We start from the raw sequence: 15436 nt of genomic DNA on the forward strand, positions 1-15436 counted from the left end.
CGGCCCTTTCATTTCATCGTGACGGCCAGCCCGGCAACCACTAGCTGAACTTCCTGCACCGCCTGGGCAACGCGCTGATTGACGATCCCGGCTTCATCCCGGAAGCGCCGCGCCAGCGCGTTCTCCGGCACGATCCCCCAGCCGACTTCGTTGCTCACGAATATCGTGGGGCCGCGGGCAGCTTTGATCGCATCGAGCAGCCGGTCCGCAGCCGCGGCGATGTCATGCTCGCCCAGCAGCAGATTGGTCACCCACAGAGTCAGGCAATCGACCAGCAGCACGCGGTCCGGGGCGGCATGGGCGGCGATGGCTTGGGGCAGGTCCAGCGGCGCTTCGACGGTTTGCCATGCCGTGCCGCGATCGGAGCGATGACAGGCGATGCGGGCTTCCATCTCCTCGTCGAAGGCCTGGGCGGTGGCGATGAATATCGGCGCCAGCCCGCTTTCCTCGGCGCGCCGCTGCGCGTAGCGGCTCTTGCCGGAGCGCGCGCCGCCGATCACCAGAAGCGACGTCATCCGCCAATTCCTTCCCTTGCCAGTTTCAGCAGGCCCTCGATGTCGAGATGGCTTTCCAGTTCGTTGGCTATGAGGTCTAGCGCGCCGTCCACTGCGGCGGCATGATCGGCGCCATCCGATGCGCTGCCCAGCCTTTGCAGCAGCGCGGCGCGCAGGCCGGTGCTGGCCAATGCGCCATGGATATAGAACCCCATCACCTGCCCATCCATGCTCGTCGCGCCGTCCGTCCGCCCGTCGGCCAGCGCCGCGAGGGGGCGGGCGCGATCCGGGCCGTGGGTTTCGCCCAGATGCATTTCATAGCCGGCGAAGCGCGCGCGCAGCGCGGTTCCATGCACTTCGCGCAAGGCCTTCGATCCGGTGAGGATGGTTTCGACGTCGAGCAGGCCAAACCCGTCCACCGCCCCGGCCGGCCCTTCGATGCCGTGCGGATCGGCGATGCGCCTGCCGAGCATCTGGTAGCCCCCGCATATGCCCAATATCATTCCGCCCCGGCGGTGATGGGCCAGGATGTCGACGTCCCAGCCTTGCGCGCGCACCGCATTCATGTCCGCGATGGTGGCCTTGGAGCCGGGCAGGACAATCAGATCGGCATCGGCCGGAATGGGTTGCCCCGGCGGCACCATGAGCAGTTCGACACGGGTTTCCGCCTTGAGCGGATCGAGATCGTCGAAATTGGCGATGCGCGGCAGGATCGGGCAGGCGATCCGGACCGAACCGGGCGATGAGGTGCGCCTGCGTTCCAGCACCACGGCATCCTCGCTCGGCAGGCGCGCGGCGGTGGCCAGCCACGGAACCACGCCGAAGCCGCGCCACCCCGACAGGGTTTCGATCTGGCGATAGCCATCCTCGAACAGGGCGGGATCGCCCCTGAACTTGTTGACGATGAAGCCCCGGATCATGGCCGCATCGGCCGGGTCGAGCACGGCCCGGGTGCCGACCACCGCGGCGATCACGCCCCCGCGATCTATATCGCCGACCAGCACGACCGGCACTGCCGCCGCCCGGGCAAAGCCCATATTGGCGATGTCGCCCGCGCGCAGGTTGATCTCCGCCGGGGACCCGGCCCCTTCCACCACCACGATATCGCATTGCCGCTGCAGGCGCCGATAGCTTGCCAGCACTTCGGGCAGCAGCGCGCGGCGGGCCTCGCGGAAATTGCTGGCGCCCAGCGTTCCGCGCACTTGCCCATGCACGACAAGCTGCGATGTCCGGTCCGCCTGAGGCTTCAGCAGGACCGGATTCATGTCCGTATGAAGCTCCGCCCGGCAGGCGAGCGCCTGCAGCGCCTGCGCGCGCCCGATCTCGCCGCCGTCGACGGTGACGGCGGCATTGTTCGACATGTTCTGCGGCTTGAACGGACGGACGGAAAGCCCGCGATTGGCGAGGGCGCGGCACAAGCCCGCCACCAGCACGGACTTGCCGACGTCCGAGCCCGTGCCCTGCAGCATCAGAGCGCCCACGCCATGCCTCCCGCGATGATCCACAGAAGCAGGCAGGCGCGCAGATAGATGCGTAAGGCGCCGTCGATATGACTGGCTGTGGCGCCCGCTTCCCCGCCGCCGATCCATTCCTTGTCATGCATGATTCCATCATAGGCCACCGGCCCGGCCAGGCGAACATGCAAAGCTCCCGCCATCGCTGCTTCCGTCCAGCCCGCATTGGGCGAGGCGTGCTTGCGGGCATCGCGCAGCATGATGCGCCATCCCCCACCGCCGGCCAGGCAGATCAGCACGCCGCCGATCCGCGCCGGAGCGAGATTCAGCAGGTCGTCCGCGCGCGCGGCGGCCCAGCCGAAGCAGCGCCAGCGTTCCTCCTTGTGGCCGATCAGGCTGTCCGCCGTATTGATGGCCTTGTAGATCCAGATGCCCGGCAATCCGCCCACCAGCAGCCAGAACAGCGGCGCGGCCACTCCGTCGCAGAAGCTTTCGGCCAGGCTTTCGATGGCGGCGCGGGCAATGCTGGCTTCGTCCAGATGCCGCGTATCGCGACCCACGATCATCGCTACGGCATGTCTGGCCTCCTCCGGATTTCCCCGGCCGAGGTGCCGGGCGACTGGCCGGACGTGATCGAACAGGCTCCGCTGGGCGAGCGCCGGCCATGCCGCCATTGCGACCGCAACCCATCCGAATGCGCCGAACGCGCGGTGAAAGAGGCAGGTCAGCGCCCATCCGGCCCCGCCCGCGAATGCGATCAGCAGGGCGACCGTCAGAATGCCAAGCCCCCGGCGCGCGGCATTGCTGAAGCGGCTGCGGTTCCAGCCTCGCTCGCAGGCCTGGATAAGCCTTGCGAACAGGCCGACCGGGTGGCCGATGCGGCGATAGACCGCGTCTGGCCAGCCCAGCACGGCATCCAGCGCCAACGCGGCGAGGGCGACCGGCTCAGCCATGCCGGAGCGCGGAGGCAAGCCGCGCCAGCCCCGCCTCGCTGCCCGGCAGGCCGAAGCGCAGCCAACGCGGTTCGTAGTCGAAGGGGCGGGCCAGGATCGCCTGTCGGGCCAGGCGCTCGAACAGCGCCTGCGCATCCTCGGTTTCGATCAGCCGGAACAGGGGGCAGTCCCCGATCGGATCATGGCCGCTGTTGGCCAGCGCCGCGTCCAGCGCCTGCGCTTCGACGAAAAGGCGCGCGCGCATCCCGTCTATCCAGCCCCGGTCACGGTAGGCGGCGGTCCCGATGGCGATGGTGGCTGCGGACACCGGCCAGGCCCCGAGCTTTCGCCGCATTTTCGCGATGACCGGGCGAGGGCCGAGCAGGAAGCCGAGCCGCAATCCGGCAAGGCCGAAGAACTTGCCGAAGGATCGAAAGACGATCATCCGGCGATCATCCGCGATATAAGGCGCCATGCTGTGGGCGGGGTCGGCATCGGCGAAGGCTTCGTCGAGGATCAGCCATGCCGCGCGGTCCTGCCGTTCCAGCATAGCGATCAATGTGGAACGCTCCGTGATGCGGCCGTCCGGATTGTTCGGATTGGCAAGGATCACCGTTGCATCGCCGGCTATTGCCAGCTTGTCGCGCGCAACCGGCGTCGCCTCGTCGAATATCTCCCCATGGGTGCGATAGGAAGGGGCGATATAGCGCGCCGGCCCGGGCAGTATTCCGCCTGTCAGGCGCAGCCCGATTTCTGTGCCGGGCAAGGCGCAGACATGGTCGGGATCGGTTCCGAAATGGGCTGCGGCGGCTTCTTCCAGCGCGCGCAGATCGGCTTCCTCGGGCAAGCGCCGCCACTCGATGGCCATGTCGCTCGCGCCCGGCCAGGCATGGGGATTGATGCCGGTGGAGAGGTCCAGCCACGGGTGGGGGCCATCGCCGAAATGGGCGCGGGCGGCGGAGAGGCCCCCGCCATGCCATGTCCAGGGGCTGCTCATGCCAGGCGATGCCAGGCGATCAGGGCGAACAGCAGCGCGGTTTCGGCCAGTTCGATCCCGGCCCCATGGCCGTCGCCGGAAATGCCGCCGATGCGGTGGCGGAGCCAGCACCCCCAGGCGAGGATGAACGGCAGGATCGCCAGCACTGCGGGCGCGAACCATGCGGCGATTGCCAGCGCGATGGCCCATGGCGCAAGGTCGAACGGGCGGATCGCGCCGCGAAAACGAGCGCCCAGCCCCTGATGGAGCGGCGGCAGCGAGATCGTCCAGATCAGTGGTGCGACGCGGGCCGCGAAGGGCACCAGCACCAAGGTTGGCAGCAGGCCCCGATCCAGCAGGGCATGGAGCAGCACCAGCTTGGCCAGCAATTGCAGGGTGATGGCCACCGTGCCGAAGCTGCCGACATGGGGATCGGCCAGCACCGCCAGCAGCCTTTCGCGATCCTTGTGCGCCGCGCCGCCGGCATCGGCGATATCGCCCAGCCCATCGAGGTGAAGCGCCCCGGTAACGCCGGTCCAGACCGTCAGGGCCATCAGCGCGCCCACCCATGGATCGATGCGCATTCCCAGCCATGCCGCGCCCGCGATCAATCCGCCCAGGATCAGGCCGACCGCGGGAAACCAGCGCATCGAGGCGGCAAACTCGGCGCCGGACACGGTGAGACGCGGCGTCGGCAGCCGGGTCAGGAACTGGATGGCGACGATCAGGCCCTTCATTGCCACAGGCCCATGATCTGGGCGGAAGGCGGCGTGCCCTGCCGGATGCGCAGCGACAGGACCGCGCCGCAGGGCAGGTCGAAGGCCCAGAGCTGGCGCTGATCGAAGCCCAGCAGGGATGCAAGCGCCGCGCGGATCGCCCCGCCATGGGTGACGACCAGCGTCTGGCAGGCAGGCATTTCCTCCAGCGCGGAGGAAACCCGCGCGACGAGCGACGACCAGCGCTCGCCCCCGGGAGGAGGGAACCGATCCGGGTCTTCCCAGAAGCGCCCGATGGCGGAGGGTTCCACCTGCGAGGTGGGCAAGCCGTCCCACGCGCCGAAATCCAGTTCGCGCCAGCGCGGATCGGTCCGCACCGGGAGATTGCGGGCAGCGGCGATTGCCTGTGCGGCCAGCGCGGCCCGGCGCAGATCGGATGCGATGATCGCATCGAAGGCAAGCTCGCTGACCTGCTCGACACAGGCCGCGATGCCTTCCGCCGTCGGCTCGCCATCGGTTCGGCCCATCAACCGGCCGGGGGTTTCCGGCGGGCCATGCCGCATCAGGTGGAGAAGGAAGCCGCTCATGGCGAAGCCGACACGCCCGCTTCCGCGAAAGTGGCCATCTCGCCATGGGCGGCCAGCGCCGCGCGGACGACAGGAACCGCCAGCGCCGCGCCGCTGCCTTCGCCAAGGCGCATCTCGAGCTTGAGCAGCGGTTCGAGATCGAGCCGGTCGAGCAGCCGGGCGTGGCCCGGCTCGGCCGAGCAGTGGCCGGCAAGGCAGTGATCGGTGATCGCCGGAACTTCGGCGGCCAGCGGCGCGATGCCGGAGCAGCAGATGAAGCCATCCAGCATCACCGGAATGCGTAATTGCCGCGCGCGCAGGATCGCGCCGGAGATGGCGGCGATTTCCCGGCCGCCGACCCGACGCAGCGTTTCGAACGGGTTGCGCGGAGCGCCTGCATGCAGGGCGAGGGCCGCAGTGACTGCCCCGGCCTTGCGCGCGATCCCCTCCGCGTCGACGCCGGTGCCGGGCCCCACCCATTCCGAGGGGTCCCCGCCGAAACTGCGCGCGGCCACGGCTGCGGCGGCGGTGGAATTGCCGATGCCCATTTCGCCCAGCACCAGAAGGTCCAACCCCGGCTCGACGGCATCCGCCCCGGCGGAAAGGGCGGCAAGGCATTCCGCCTCGGTCATGGCGGGTCGTTCGGTGAAATCGGCGGTCGGGCGGTCGAGGTCGAGCGCCACGACCTTCAGATCGAGGCCCGCGCTGCGGGAAAGGGCGTTGATGGCCGCGCCTCCGGCCCGGAAATTCGCCACCATCTGCGCTGTCACCGAGGCCGGAAAGGCGCTGACCCCCCGCTGTGTGACGCCATGATTGCCGGCGAAGACCACGGCCTGGGCGTGCCGAATGCCGGGCCGTTCGCGCCCCTGCCAGCCCGCGAAGAACAATGCGATCCGCTCGAGCCGGCCGAGCGACCCGGCGGGCTTGGTCAACTGCGCTTGGCGATGCCGCGCCACCGCGATGGCCGCATCGTCCGGCAGGGTCAGATCTGCAAGGGCGGCTTCGAACGCGCCGATGGATGCGAAGCTCATTCGGAGACGAAGCCTTCCGGCGGAGAACGCGTGATGAAATGGCCTTTCACGCCCTCCGGCCAATCCGCAAAGCGGACTTGCCCGAACTCGCTGGCCGCATAATGCGCGGCATAGTCGAGGATAGCACGGGCGGCTTCCTCGTCCGGGGCGAAGCGGCCCAGTACATAGCTGATCTTGCCGGGCGCGCGCAGATGCACGGTGCAGAAATCCCCGCAGGCGAAGAGGCATGGCATGTCCTGGATGGCGATCCCGGCATAGCGCTCGTCGGAAGCCTGCACGGCGCGCAGAGCCTGCGCGAGCAGCGCCCCGCCACGCTGCCCCCGTCCGTCCTCCCGCGCATTTTCCGAAAGGCGGCAGGTGCTGCAGGCCACTATCGCGGGGCGGTCGTCTACACGGCGGAGCATTGCCTGATCTCCCGGCGCAGCAGTTCCTGATATTCCGCCCGGTCATGGCGCATGGCGGCGACCAGATCGCGCAATCTCCGGTTCTCCGCTTCCAATTCGCCGATCCGGTGGCGAAGTTGCGCCATTTCGCTGTCCGATGGCCAGGTCATGCGGTGGCCAATCCGCCCCGCGCGGCCGGCACGCCCAGGGCGACCAGACCATGATAGAGCAGGAACAATCCGAGCAGGATCGCGCCGTTGCGCATGAATTGAGCCAGCACGATGGCCGGATCGAGCGCGGACGCCAGATCCCCCAGGGCGAGGCCGCACAGGGCAATCGCGGCCTTGAACGCGAGAAACGCCACGACATAGGCCGCAGCCAGCCGGGACCACATGGAGCGCAGGCGCAGGCGGGGAAGCAGCAGATAGGCCGCGCCCGCTGAAACGAGCGCCGCGACCGCCAGCGCCAGCCCCCAGGCGACGGTCGTGGAACTGTGGGGATAGCCGAGCAGGCCGAAGCCGACGATCTGGCTGGCGATCCAGGCGAGCGCCATCAGGGCCAGCCCGTCCCGTTCCCGCATATGCAAGGCGGCGAGCGCCGCCAAAGCTGGGAATGGCGTGGCGCAGGCCAGCACATAGGTGGTCGCCGTGCTGGCTGCCGTCAGCAGCGCGATCCAGAGGGCGGATGCGCCCGGCTTCGATGATCCGTCATATCTTGCATACATCGCAGAACCCTTCGACAAAGGACCGCCTCCGCCCCGAGCGGTCGACGCCGTGCAAGGCATGCGACCAGCCCCGCGCGATGCGGTCCGGTTTTGTCGTCATTCGGGTTCACCCCCGTCCGCCCGGCACACCCTGTCCGCGCGAAAGACGACGGCGATAGGCAGGTCTCCTGGCTCGCGGGTCGTCGCCGGTTCGTGCCGCCTTCTCAGGATCGCAAGGATCCCAATGGCGTATGGCACGAGGCTCTCCGCTCACAGTTGCAGGGGCAGCCGGGGTTCTTCATCCCGTTCCCGTTTTAATCCCCGTTTCCGGGGAACCTGTCGCAGCCGCAGGGTTAGACCACGGGCTCGATTGCGTCAATCAAGCGGTCGGCGCGCCCTTCATCCAGATCACGAGCGCAAAACGGGCGGAACCCTCGACCGGCAGGCTGCGATGCGGGGTGAAGCGATCCAGGAACAGGACGGAACCCGCGGGGCAATCCGGGCGGATGCGCGGCATGCCGGCCAGGGAGTCTTCCGCGATCGAGAAGGCCCGGTCCTCCCGATGCGGCAAGGGCGCGTTGCGCCGGCCCGGGACAAGCTCCAGCCCGCCTTCCCCGGGCCCGGTGTCCTTCAGCGGTATCCAGGCGGTGATCCGCACGCCGCCGCAACGCGTGCCATCGTCGCGCGCCACGTCGGAATGCCAATCGTGCAGATGTTCGGGAAAGGCGCGGATGCCGGCCCGCACCCGCACCACCCGGCCATCCAGCGGCCTCCCGGCAAGTCGCGCGGCGGCTAGTGCCAGTTCGGGCGCATCGGCGACCGCTCGCAGGCGCGGCCCGCGATGGGCATCGGTGCAGATCGCGATCCGCAGCAGATTGGCCAGGCTGCGATCCTCCTGCCAGATACGGTCGAGCCGGGTGGCAAGCGGTTCCTCCGGGCAGCTCTTGCCGAACGGCAGGTAGAGCGCCCGCGCCATCCGGTCGACATGTTCGGCAATGTCGGTCTCCGCCTCGCGGATCAGGGGGGGTCGAACAGGGGCACCACCGCATAGCCATCGCGTTCGAACAGCGCCTTGCTCATGATGCGGGTTCCCTCTTTTCGATCCGTTCGAGCGGCACGATCACCGGGGCGCTTCCCGCCGCCTGGACAAGGGCCCTGATGCCATAGACCGCATCCAGCCGTTCGGGCGTGAGGACGTGGGCAGGCGCGCCGTCCGCCACCAGCCTTCCCTTGTCGATCAGCAGCAGCCTGTCGCAATGGCGGGCCGCCATGGTCAGGTCGTGCAGCACGGCGATCACCAGCGCGCCGTGGGCCGCTTCGCGCGCGAGCATTTCCATCACGTCGATCTGATGGCCGGGATCGAGCGAGGCGAGCGGTTCGTCCGCCACCAGGCCGGGCGCCCCGACGGCCAGCGCCCGGGCCAGCATCACCCGTGCCCGCTCCCCGCCCGACAGCTCGATTGCGGAGCGGCGGCGCAGCTCCAGCACGTCGGCGCGCAGCATCGCCTGTTCCACGATGGCCATGTCCCGCGCGGTGATGCGCGAGAGCGGGCCGAGATGGGGAAGGCGGCCCAGCGCCACCAGCCGTTCCACCGAGAGCGGCCAGTGCAGGGTCTGGCCCTGCGGCAGATAGGCGAGCTTCGCGGCGATGTCGCGCCGGGCGATCCGTTCGATCGGCTGGCCGTCGATCAGGATCGCGCCGCCCGCCAGGGGCGTGAGGCCCAGCATCGCGCGCACCAGCGTGGATTTCCCGGCACCGTTGGGGCCGATGATCCCGATCATCTGGCCCGGATCGAGCCTCGCGCTCGCGCCCTTGACCACGCCGCGCCCGCCCAGCGCCACATCCACCGCGTCCAGGGTGATCGTCACCATAGCCGCCGCTCCCGCATCAGGTGGAGGAGGAAGACCGGAACCCCCAGGAAGGCCGTGACGACGCCCAGCTTCAGCTCGTTCACGGAAGGAATGATGCGCACGGCGATATCGGCCAGCGTCAGCAGCACGGCGCCTGCCAGCATGGAAGGCAGCAGCAGGGCGGAGGGGCTGCGGTCGGTGAAGGGGCGTATCAGATGGGGCACGATCAGGCCGACGAAGCCGATCGCGCCCGATACGGCCACTGCGCCGCCCACCCCGATGGCGACGCCGAAGAGGATGCGAAGCCGCGATCTGCCCAGGTCGATGCCCAGCGATCTGGCGCCGTCTTCTCCCAGGCTCAATGCGTCGAGCGTATGGCCGCCGGTGAGCAGCAAGGCGCAACCCACGGCGATGCAGGGCAAGGCGATCCAGATATGCTCGACCGACCTGTTCTCGATCGAACCGAGCAGCCAGGTCATGATTTCCATGGCGGCGAAGGGGTTGGCGGAAAGGTTCAGGGCGAGGCTGATGCCCGCGCCGGCCAGGGTGGACACTGCGATTCCCGCAAGGATCAAGGTGAGCGGGCTTTCCGATCGTCCGGCAAGGCCGAACAGCAGGCCCAGCGCCACCAGCCCGGCGATGATCGACAGGATCGGCAATATGGCGACATGCCATTCGGCCAGCCCGAAATAGAGCGCCATGACCGCGCCCAGCGCCGCTGCATTCGATGCGCCCAGCACGGATGGCTCGGCCAGCGGATTGCGCAGATAGCCCTGCAGGACCGCGCCGGCGAGGCCCAGCATCGCTCCGACCAGAATGCCGATCGCCATGCGGGGCAGGCGCAGGTCGATGACTATCGCTTCCGCTATCCGGTCCCCCTGCCCGGCAAGGGCGCCGAGGATGCAGCCGGGCGACAGCCCCACCGGCCCCAGTGCCAGCGACGAGCAGGCGGCGACGGCCAGCAGGACAAGCAGCAGGGGCACTAGCAGCGGGTGCCGCGCATCAGGGAGTGGAGTGCTGTTCACGATAACCTCGCAATGGATCGGTTGCCCCGTCACGCTTGTGTCCCGGGGTCGTGCTGTTAAGGATCGCGGCCCGATGCCACGGATGAAATCCTTGCTGTCTGCCCGCGCCGCGCTGGCCTTGGCCGTTCTCGCCTGCGGCGCGTTGCTGCTCGCGGCCCTTGCGCGCGGCGCAGGCGGCTCCGGCGGGGAAAGCAGCGGCCCGCGCCGTATCGTTTCGCTCAACCTCTGCTCGGACCAATATCTTCTGGCGGTGGCGGATCGCGGGCAGATCGCGGGTCTCACCCACAATGCGGCAAATCCCGAAATCTCGGCCGCGGCCGGGCAGGTGCGCGGATTGCGAGTGCTCGACCAGTCGGCGGAGGAGATCCTCGCGATCGAGCCGGACCTGCTGGTGGGCATGCCCGCGCGCCGCAGCGCGGTGATGGCGGTGCTGAAGGGCCGAAACTACAGAACGCTCGACATGAAAAGCGCGGAAGATTTCCCGGACATTGCGCGGCAGGTCCGTCTGGTTGCCGGGGCCACCGGCCACCAGGCCCGGGGCGAGGCGCTGGTCGCGCGGATGGAAAGGGAGCTGGCCGCCTTGCCGCGGCCGGGTCAAGGCCGGGTGGCGGCCTATTACCAACGGCGCGGTTTCCTGACGGGAACCGGCACGCTGGTGGATGATCTGATGCGGCGCGCGGGCCTGGTCAATCTGGCCGGCAAGCTCGGCAAACCGGCGCTTTCCCGAATGTCGCTGGAGGAGATGGTGGCCGCGCGGCCCGATTTCATCATCGTGGAGAGCGCGACCGATCGGGTGACAGACCAGGGCACGGAAATGCTGCATCATCCCGCTTTGCGCGACATTCCGCGCCTTCGCCTGCCGCAGGCGTGGACGGTGTGCGGCGGCCCCGCCTATGTGCAGGCCGCGCGCAGCCTTGCGGAGCAGATCGAGACATCCTGAGGCGGCTTCGGCCAAGATCAGAACTCGATCCCGGCCTGCGCCTTGATGCCCGCGCGGAAGGGATGCTTCACCAGCGTCATCTCGGTCACGAGATCGGCCGCCTCGATCAGCGCTTCGGGCGCGTTGCGGCCGGTGATGATGACATGCTTCATCCCGGGGCGCGATCTCACCGCTTCCAGCACTTCGTCCAGCGGCAGGTAGTCATAGCGCAGCACGATATTCAGTTCATCCGCCAGCACCATGTCGTAGGACGGATCGGCGATCATCCGCTTCACTTCCTCCCACGCAGCTTGCGCCACCGCGATGTCGCGCGCGCGATCCTGCGTGTCCCAGGTGAAGCCCTCGCCCATCGGTTTGAACTCGACATTGTTGGGAAAGGCGTCGAACACCACCTTCTCGCCCGTGCTCATCGCCCCCTTCACGAACTGAACTACGCCCACCTTCCGGCCGTGGCCGATGGCCCGCAGCACCATGCCGAGCGCGGCGGTGGTCTTACCCTTGCCCTTGCCGGTGTGGACGATCAGCAGGCCTTTCTCGACTGTCTTGTTCGCCATGATCTTCTCATGGGCGGCCTGCTTCTTCTTCATCTTCGCATTGTGCTGCTCGTCGGTCCGTTCGGCCATCATCGCTCCTCCATGATCTGCGCCAGCAGCAACGCGGCGCTGTTCGACTTCGGTTTCCACAGTTCGCGTTCCAGCGCCTCGGCCAGCCGCGCGGCGGTTTCGCGCAAGGCCGCCGGATTGGCCTGCGCCATGAAGGCGCGCACCTCCTCGTCCTCGATGAAGGCGGCATGGACAGCGTCGAAATGGTGGTCCTTCACCGCGTGGGTGGTGGCCGCGAAGGCGAAAAGATAATCGACACTGGCGGCAATCTCGAACGCGCCCTTGTATCCGTGCCGCATCACCCCCGCGATCCATTTGGGGTTGGTGAGGCGGGCGCGGACGACCCGGCCGATCTCGTCGTCCAGCTTGCGGACGACCGGCTTCTCCGGCCTGCTGTGATCATTGTGGTAGGATAGCGGAGCCTTGCCGGAGAGATGCTCCACGGCAGCCGCGATACCGCCCTCGAACTGATAGTAGTCGTCGCTGTCGAGCAGGTCGTGCTCGCGATTGTCCTGGTTCTGGACCACGGCGTCGGCGCGGGCGAGGCGCGCGGTGAAGAGCGCGCGTTCCTCATCCCCTTCCGTGCCGCCGCCATAGGCGTAGCTGCCCCAGTCGAGATAGACCTCGGCCAGGTCCGCGCGGCTGTGCCAGAGGCGCTCGTCGATCATGGCCTGCAGCCCCGCTCCATAGGCGCCGGGCTTCGATCCGAACACACGCGCCCCGGCGCGGCGGCGCGCCACGTCGGCATTCTCTCCTGCCTCGACCAGTTCCTCGACCTCGGCGCGGTGCCGGGCGGCCGCCGGATTGTCCTCCGCCGGTTCGTCCAGCGCCATCACGGCCCGCGCGGCGCTGTCGATCAGGTCCATCTGTTCGGGAAAGGCGTCGCGGAAGAAGCCGGATACCCGGAAGATCACGTCCACGCGCGGGCGGCCGAGTTCGGCCAGCGGCATGATCTCGAAGCCGGTGACGCGGCCGGACGTCCATTCCCAGCGCGGGCGCACGCCCATCAGCGCCAGCGCCTGCGCGATGTCGTCCCCGCCGGTGCGCATATTGGCCGTGCCCCAGGCGGACAGCGCCATGGCTTTCGGATATTCGCCTTCGCGCTGGAGATAGTCCTCCACCAGCATCTGCGCAGAGCGGAAGCCCAGATCCCAGGCCACGGCGGTGGGGACGGAACGCGTGTCCACCGAATAGAAATTGCGCCCGGTCGGCAGCACGTCAGGCCGCCCGCGCGTGGGAGCGCCGGATGGCCCCGGCATTACGAAGCGCCCGTCGAGGCCGGCCAGCAGCGCGGCTTGCTCGGCCGGGCCGCAGGCGTCGACACGCGGGGCGAGTTCGCCGGCGATGGCCTGAAGGACCGCGGCGGAGCGCGGCCCGACAAGCGCTTCCGCTTCCGGCGAGTGGCGCTCGACCAGTCTGGCGGCCAGCAATTCCAGCCGCTCCACCGTATCGCCATGGGTGCGCCATGAATCGGCCGCGACCTCTTCCAGCATCGCCGGGCGCGGACCATCCCAAGGGTCGCCCAGGCGGCAGTCGAGCGGATCGAAATCGAGGGCGAGATCGCCGGCCAATGCGCGGAGCAGCGAGGCCTCGCCGGGTCGATCGTAACCGCGCGGCACGCGGGCGAGCGCCACGATCAGGTCGCGCCGCAGCCGTCCTTCGGGCGAACGGGTGAAGACATGCAATCCATCGCGGATCTGCATTTCCTTCAGCTCGCACAGGTAATTGTCGATCGCCGCCAAAGCATCATCGCCATCGCCTTGTGCGCCCGCGTCCCGGTCCAGCCCCTGCGATCGCGCCAGATCGAGGATCTCGCGGCGCAGATGCTCCAGCCGCCTCGGGTCCATCCCGGCGGCGAGGTAATATTCGTCCACCAGCGCTTCGAGCTGCTTGAGCGGACCGTAGCTTTCGGCGCGGGTCAGCGGCGGGGTCAGGTGATCGATGATGCAGGCGCCGATGCGGCGCTTGGCCTGGGTCCCTTCGCCCGGATCGTTGACGATGAAGGGGTAGAGCTGCGGAACCGGCCCCGCGCAGATCTCGGGAAAGCATTCGCGCGAGAGGGAAACCGCCTTGCCCGGCAGCCATTCGAGATTGCCGTGCTTGCCGACATGGACCACCGCATGCGCGCCGAAAGCCCGGTTGAGCCAGATATGGAAGGCCAGGTAGCCATGCGGCGGCGGCAGGGCCGGGTCGTGATAACTTTCCTTGGGATCGATGTTGTAGCCTCGCGCGGGCTGGACCGCGACGGCGAGCTTGCCGAAGCGATGAACGGCAAGGCGGAAAGCACCATCGCGCGCGAAGGGATCGTCTTCGGGCTGGCCCCAGCGTCCGAGCATCGCGGAACGGGCGGCTGCGGGGATTTCGGCGAAGGCGGCGTGATATTCCCTCAGGGGCAGTAAAGCCTCTCCTCCCTGGGGCCGGTCCAGCGAGGACAGATCGTTCGTAACTCCGCTGGTCATGATCCGCATCAGCGCCGGGCCATCCTGCGGCGCATTGCCCACGTCATAGCCTGCCTCCCGCAGCGCCGTGATGATCGCAGCGGCGCTGGCGGGCGTATCCAGCCCCACGCCATTGCCGATCCGCCCGTCGCGATTGGGATAATTGGCCAGCACCAGCGCGATCCGGCGTTGGGAGGCAGGTGTGCGGCGCAGCCGCGCCCAGTTCGCGGCGAGGTCGGCAACGAAGGCGAGGCGATCCGCCAGGACGCGCGGCACCACGATGCCGCATTCGGTGAGGGGGTCGAACCGCTCGGCGGCCTTGAAGGCAACCGCGCGCGTGAACAGGCGGCCATCCACTTCCGGCAGGGCGATGTTCATGGCGAGATCGCGCGCGCCAAGGCCGCGCGGGCTCTGGCTCCATGCGCTTTCCTCGATCCCGGCGAAGACGGTCTGCAGGATCGGGCAGTCCGCCTGCTCCAGCACGGAAGGGATGCGCGCCTCGCCGGAGGACGATGCGGCGAAGGAGGTGGCGTTGACGATGATATCCGGCCCGATTTCGCGCAGCGAACTGCCCAGCCAGTCGATCGCGAAGGGTTCCCGCAAGGCGCGGACATGGACGGCCGCCACGTTGAATCCCCGCGCTTGCAGTGCCGTCATCATGGCATCCACCGCGTCCAGCGTGCCGGCGACCAGCAATGCGCGGTAGAATACCAGCAGGGCGACAGGCTGCCGGGGCCGCCAGCCGGCACGGATATCGGCCAGGGTGGGCCGTTCCCTGCCGGGCAGATACAGCCCGGCGTCGGCAACCGGCAGGGGATCGTCCGCCCGCCCGCAATCCCGCCCGATCAGGCTGGCGGCGGTGCGCAGGAAGCTGACCGCGTTGGGCACGCCGCCCTGCCTGACATAATCCCGCAGGCGGGCGAGAATATCCGTGGGCAGGGTGGAAGCGCGGGCGAGGGCCGGGTCTTCCTCCCGCCCGTTCTCCAGCGCGGCGAAGGCGATCCCCCGTTCCCGCGCGGTCGCGGCGATCTCGTCTATCCCGTAAGGCCAGTAGGATTTTCCCCCCAGCAGCACCACGCAGACGAACTTCGCGTGCGTAATCACCTTCTCGACGTAGAGATCGACCGAATAGGGGTGGCGGAGGTGGAGGAGATTGGCGAGGCGGACGCTTGGTGCGCCATCGCCCATCTGCGCCGCGGCGCGCGCGAAACAGGCAAGCTCGCTGTCGGCCACGGTCAGGATCACGATCTCGCCCGGCGACTGGGCGAGATCCACCGCCTCGTCCCCGTTGGATATCGTTCCCGGCGTAGCCGACAGCAGGTGCAT

At 68.5% G+C, this 15436-nt stretch carries 16 protein-coding genes and 1 riboswitch; of the genes, 1 reads left to right on the forward strand and 15 read right to left on the reverse strand.

Going from position 1 to position 15436, the window contains the following annotated elements:
- Positions 1-8: 8 nt before the first annotated feature.
- The 13 genes from cobU to U8326_RS14700 all read right to left on the reverse strand — a co-directional run bounded on the left by cobU (position 9) and on the right by U8326_RS14700 (position 10094).
- Complete coding sequence (gene cobU, locus U8326_RS14640; protein WP_324741111.1) at positions 9-515, reverse strand: bifunctional adenosylcobinamide kinase/adenosylcobinamide-phosphate guanylyltransferase; 507 nt, start codon at positions 513-515, stop codon at positions 9-11.
- Positions 512-1975, reverse strand: a complete 1464-nt coding sequence (locus U8326_RS14645) for a cobyric acid synthase (protein ID WP_324741113.1) — start codon at positions 1973-1975, stop codon at positions 512-514. Before U8326_RS14645 ends, cobU begins: the two co-directional genes overlap by 4 nt.
- The gene (gene cbiB / locus U8326_RS14650) at positions 1963-2901 is read right to left on the reverse strand and encodes an adenosylcobinamide-phosphate synthase CbiB (RefSeq protein ID WP_324741114.1); all 939 of its coding nucleotides are present in this window, start codon (positions 2899-2901) and stop codon (positions 1963-1965) included. The genes U8326_RS14645 and cbiB overlap by 13 nt, the downstream gene beginning before the upstream one ends.
- A complete protein-coding gene (locus U8326_RS14655; protein WP_324741116.1) occupies positions 2894-3877 on the reverse strand; it encodes an aminotransferase class I/II-fold pyridoxal phosphate-dependent enzyme in 984 nt (327 codons plus the stop codon). The genes cbiB and U8326_RS14655 overlap by 8 nt, the downstream gene beginning before the upstream one ends.
- Positions 3874-4593, reverse strand: coding sequence for an adenosylcobinamide-GDP ribazoletransferase (locus U8326_RS14660; RefSeq protein ID WP_324741117.1), 720 nt, complete (start codon positions 4591-4593; stop codon positions 3874-3876). The genes U8326_RS14655 and U8326_RS14660 overlap by 4 nt, the downstream gene beginning before the upstream one ends.
- A complete protein-coding gene (locus U8326_RS14665; protein WP_324741119.1) occupies positions 4590-5159 on the reverse strand; it encodes a histidine phosphatase family protein in 570 nt (189 codons plus the stop codon). The genes U8326_RS14660 and U8326_RS14665 overlap by 4 nt, the downstream gene beginning before the upstream one ends.
- Positions 5156-6169 carry a nicotinate-nucleotide--dimethylbenzimidazole phosphoribosyltransferase gene (gene cobT, locus U8326_RS14670; protein ID WP_324741121.1) on the reverse strand — a complete coding sequence of 338 codons (1014 nt, stop codon included), beginning with the start codon at positions 6167-6169 and terminating at the stop codon, positions 5156-5158. Before cobT ends, U8326_RS14665 begins: the two co-directional genes overlap by 4 nt.
- Complete coding sequence (locus tag U8326_RS14675; protein WP_324741123.1) at positions 6166-6573, reverse strand: DUF1636 domain-containing protein; 408 nt, start codon at positions 6571-6573, stop codon at positions 6166-6168. Before U8326_RS14675 ends, cobT begins: the two co-directional genes overlap by 4 nt.
- Positions 6558-6722 carry a hypothetical protein gene (locus U8326_RS14680; RefSeq protein ID WP_324741125.1) on the reverse strand — a complete coding sequence of 55 codons (165 nt, stop codon included), beginning with the start codon at positions 6720-6722 and terminating at the stop codon, positions 6558-6560. The genes U8326_RS14675 and U8326_RS14680 overlap by 16 nt, the downstream gene beginning before the upstream one ends.
- Positions 6719-7276 carry a hypothetical protein gene (locus U8326_RS14685; RefSeq protein WP_324741127.1) on the reverse strand — a complete coding sequence of 186 codons (558 nt, stop codon included), beginning with the start codon at positions 7274-7276 and terminating at the stop codon, positions 6719-6721. The genes U8326_RS14680 and U8326_RS14685 overlap by 4 nt, the downstream gene beginning before the upstream one ends.
- A 139-nt stretch (positions 7277-7415) precedes the next feature.
- Positions 7416-7610, reverse strand: a riboswitch (cobalamin riboswitch).
- 24 nt (positions 7611-7634) lie between these two features.
- The gene (locus U8326_RS14690) at positions 7635-8231 is read right to left on the reverse strand and encodes a phytanoyl-CoA dioxygenase family protein (protein WP_324741129.1); all 597 of its coding nucleotides are present in this window, start codon (positions 8229-8231) and stop codon (positions 7635-7637) included.
- A gap of 100 nt (positions 8232-8331) precedes the next feature.
- Positions 8332-9126 (reverse strand): ABC transporter ATP-binding protein, encoded by a 795-nt coding sequence (locus U8326_RS14695; protein WP_324741131.1) that lies wholly within the window; start codon positions 9124-9126, stop codon positions 8332-8334.
- Positions 9120-10094, reverse strand: coding sequence for an iron ABC transporter permease (locus U8326_RS14700; RefSeq protein ID WP_324743628.1), 975 nt, complete (start codon positions 10092-10094; stop codon positions 9120-9122). The genes U8326_RS14695 and U8326_RS14700 overlap by 7 nt, the downstream gene beginning before the upstream one ends.
- Before the next feature lie 109 nt (positions 10095-10203).
- Between U8326_RS14700 and U8326_RS14705 the strand changes: the two genes are divergently transcribed.
- Positions 10204-11070, forward strand: coding sequence for an ABC transporter substrate-binding protein (locus tag U8326_RS14705; RefSeq protein ID WP_324741133.1), 867 nt, complete (start codon positions 10204-10206; stop codon positions 11068-11070).
- Positions 11071-11087: 17 nt separating this feature from the next.
- Here the strand turns inward: U8326_RS14705 and cobO are convergent, their stop codons facing one another.
- Positions 11088-11693 carry a cob(I)yrinic acid a,c-diamide adenosyltransferase gene (gene cobO / locus U8326_RS14710; RefSeq protein ID WP_324743629.1) on the reverse strand — a complete coding sequence of 202 codons (606 nt, stop codon included), beginning with the start codon at positions 11691-11693 and terminating at the stop codon, positions 11088-11090.
- The gene (gene cobN / locus U8326_RS14715; RefSeq protein WP_324741135.1) at positions 11693-15436 is read right to left on the reverse strand and encodes a cobaltochelatase subunit CobN; all 3744 of its coding nucleotides are present in this window, start codon (positions 15434-15436) and stop codon (positions 11693-11695) included. Before cobN ends, cobO begins: the two co-directional genes overlap by 1 nt.

It is taken from the genome of Tsuneonella sp. CC-YZS046 (assembly GCF_035581365.1).
Classification (GTDB): Bacteria; Pseudomonadota; Alphaproteobacteria; order Sphingomonadales; family Sphingomonadaceae; genus JAWKXU01.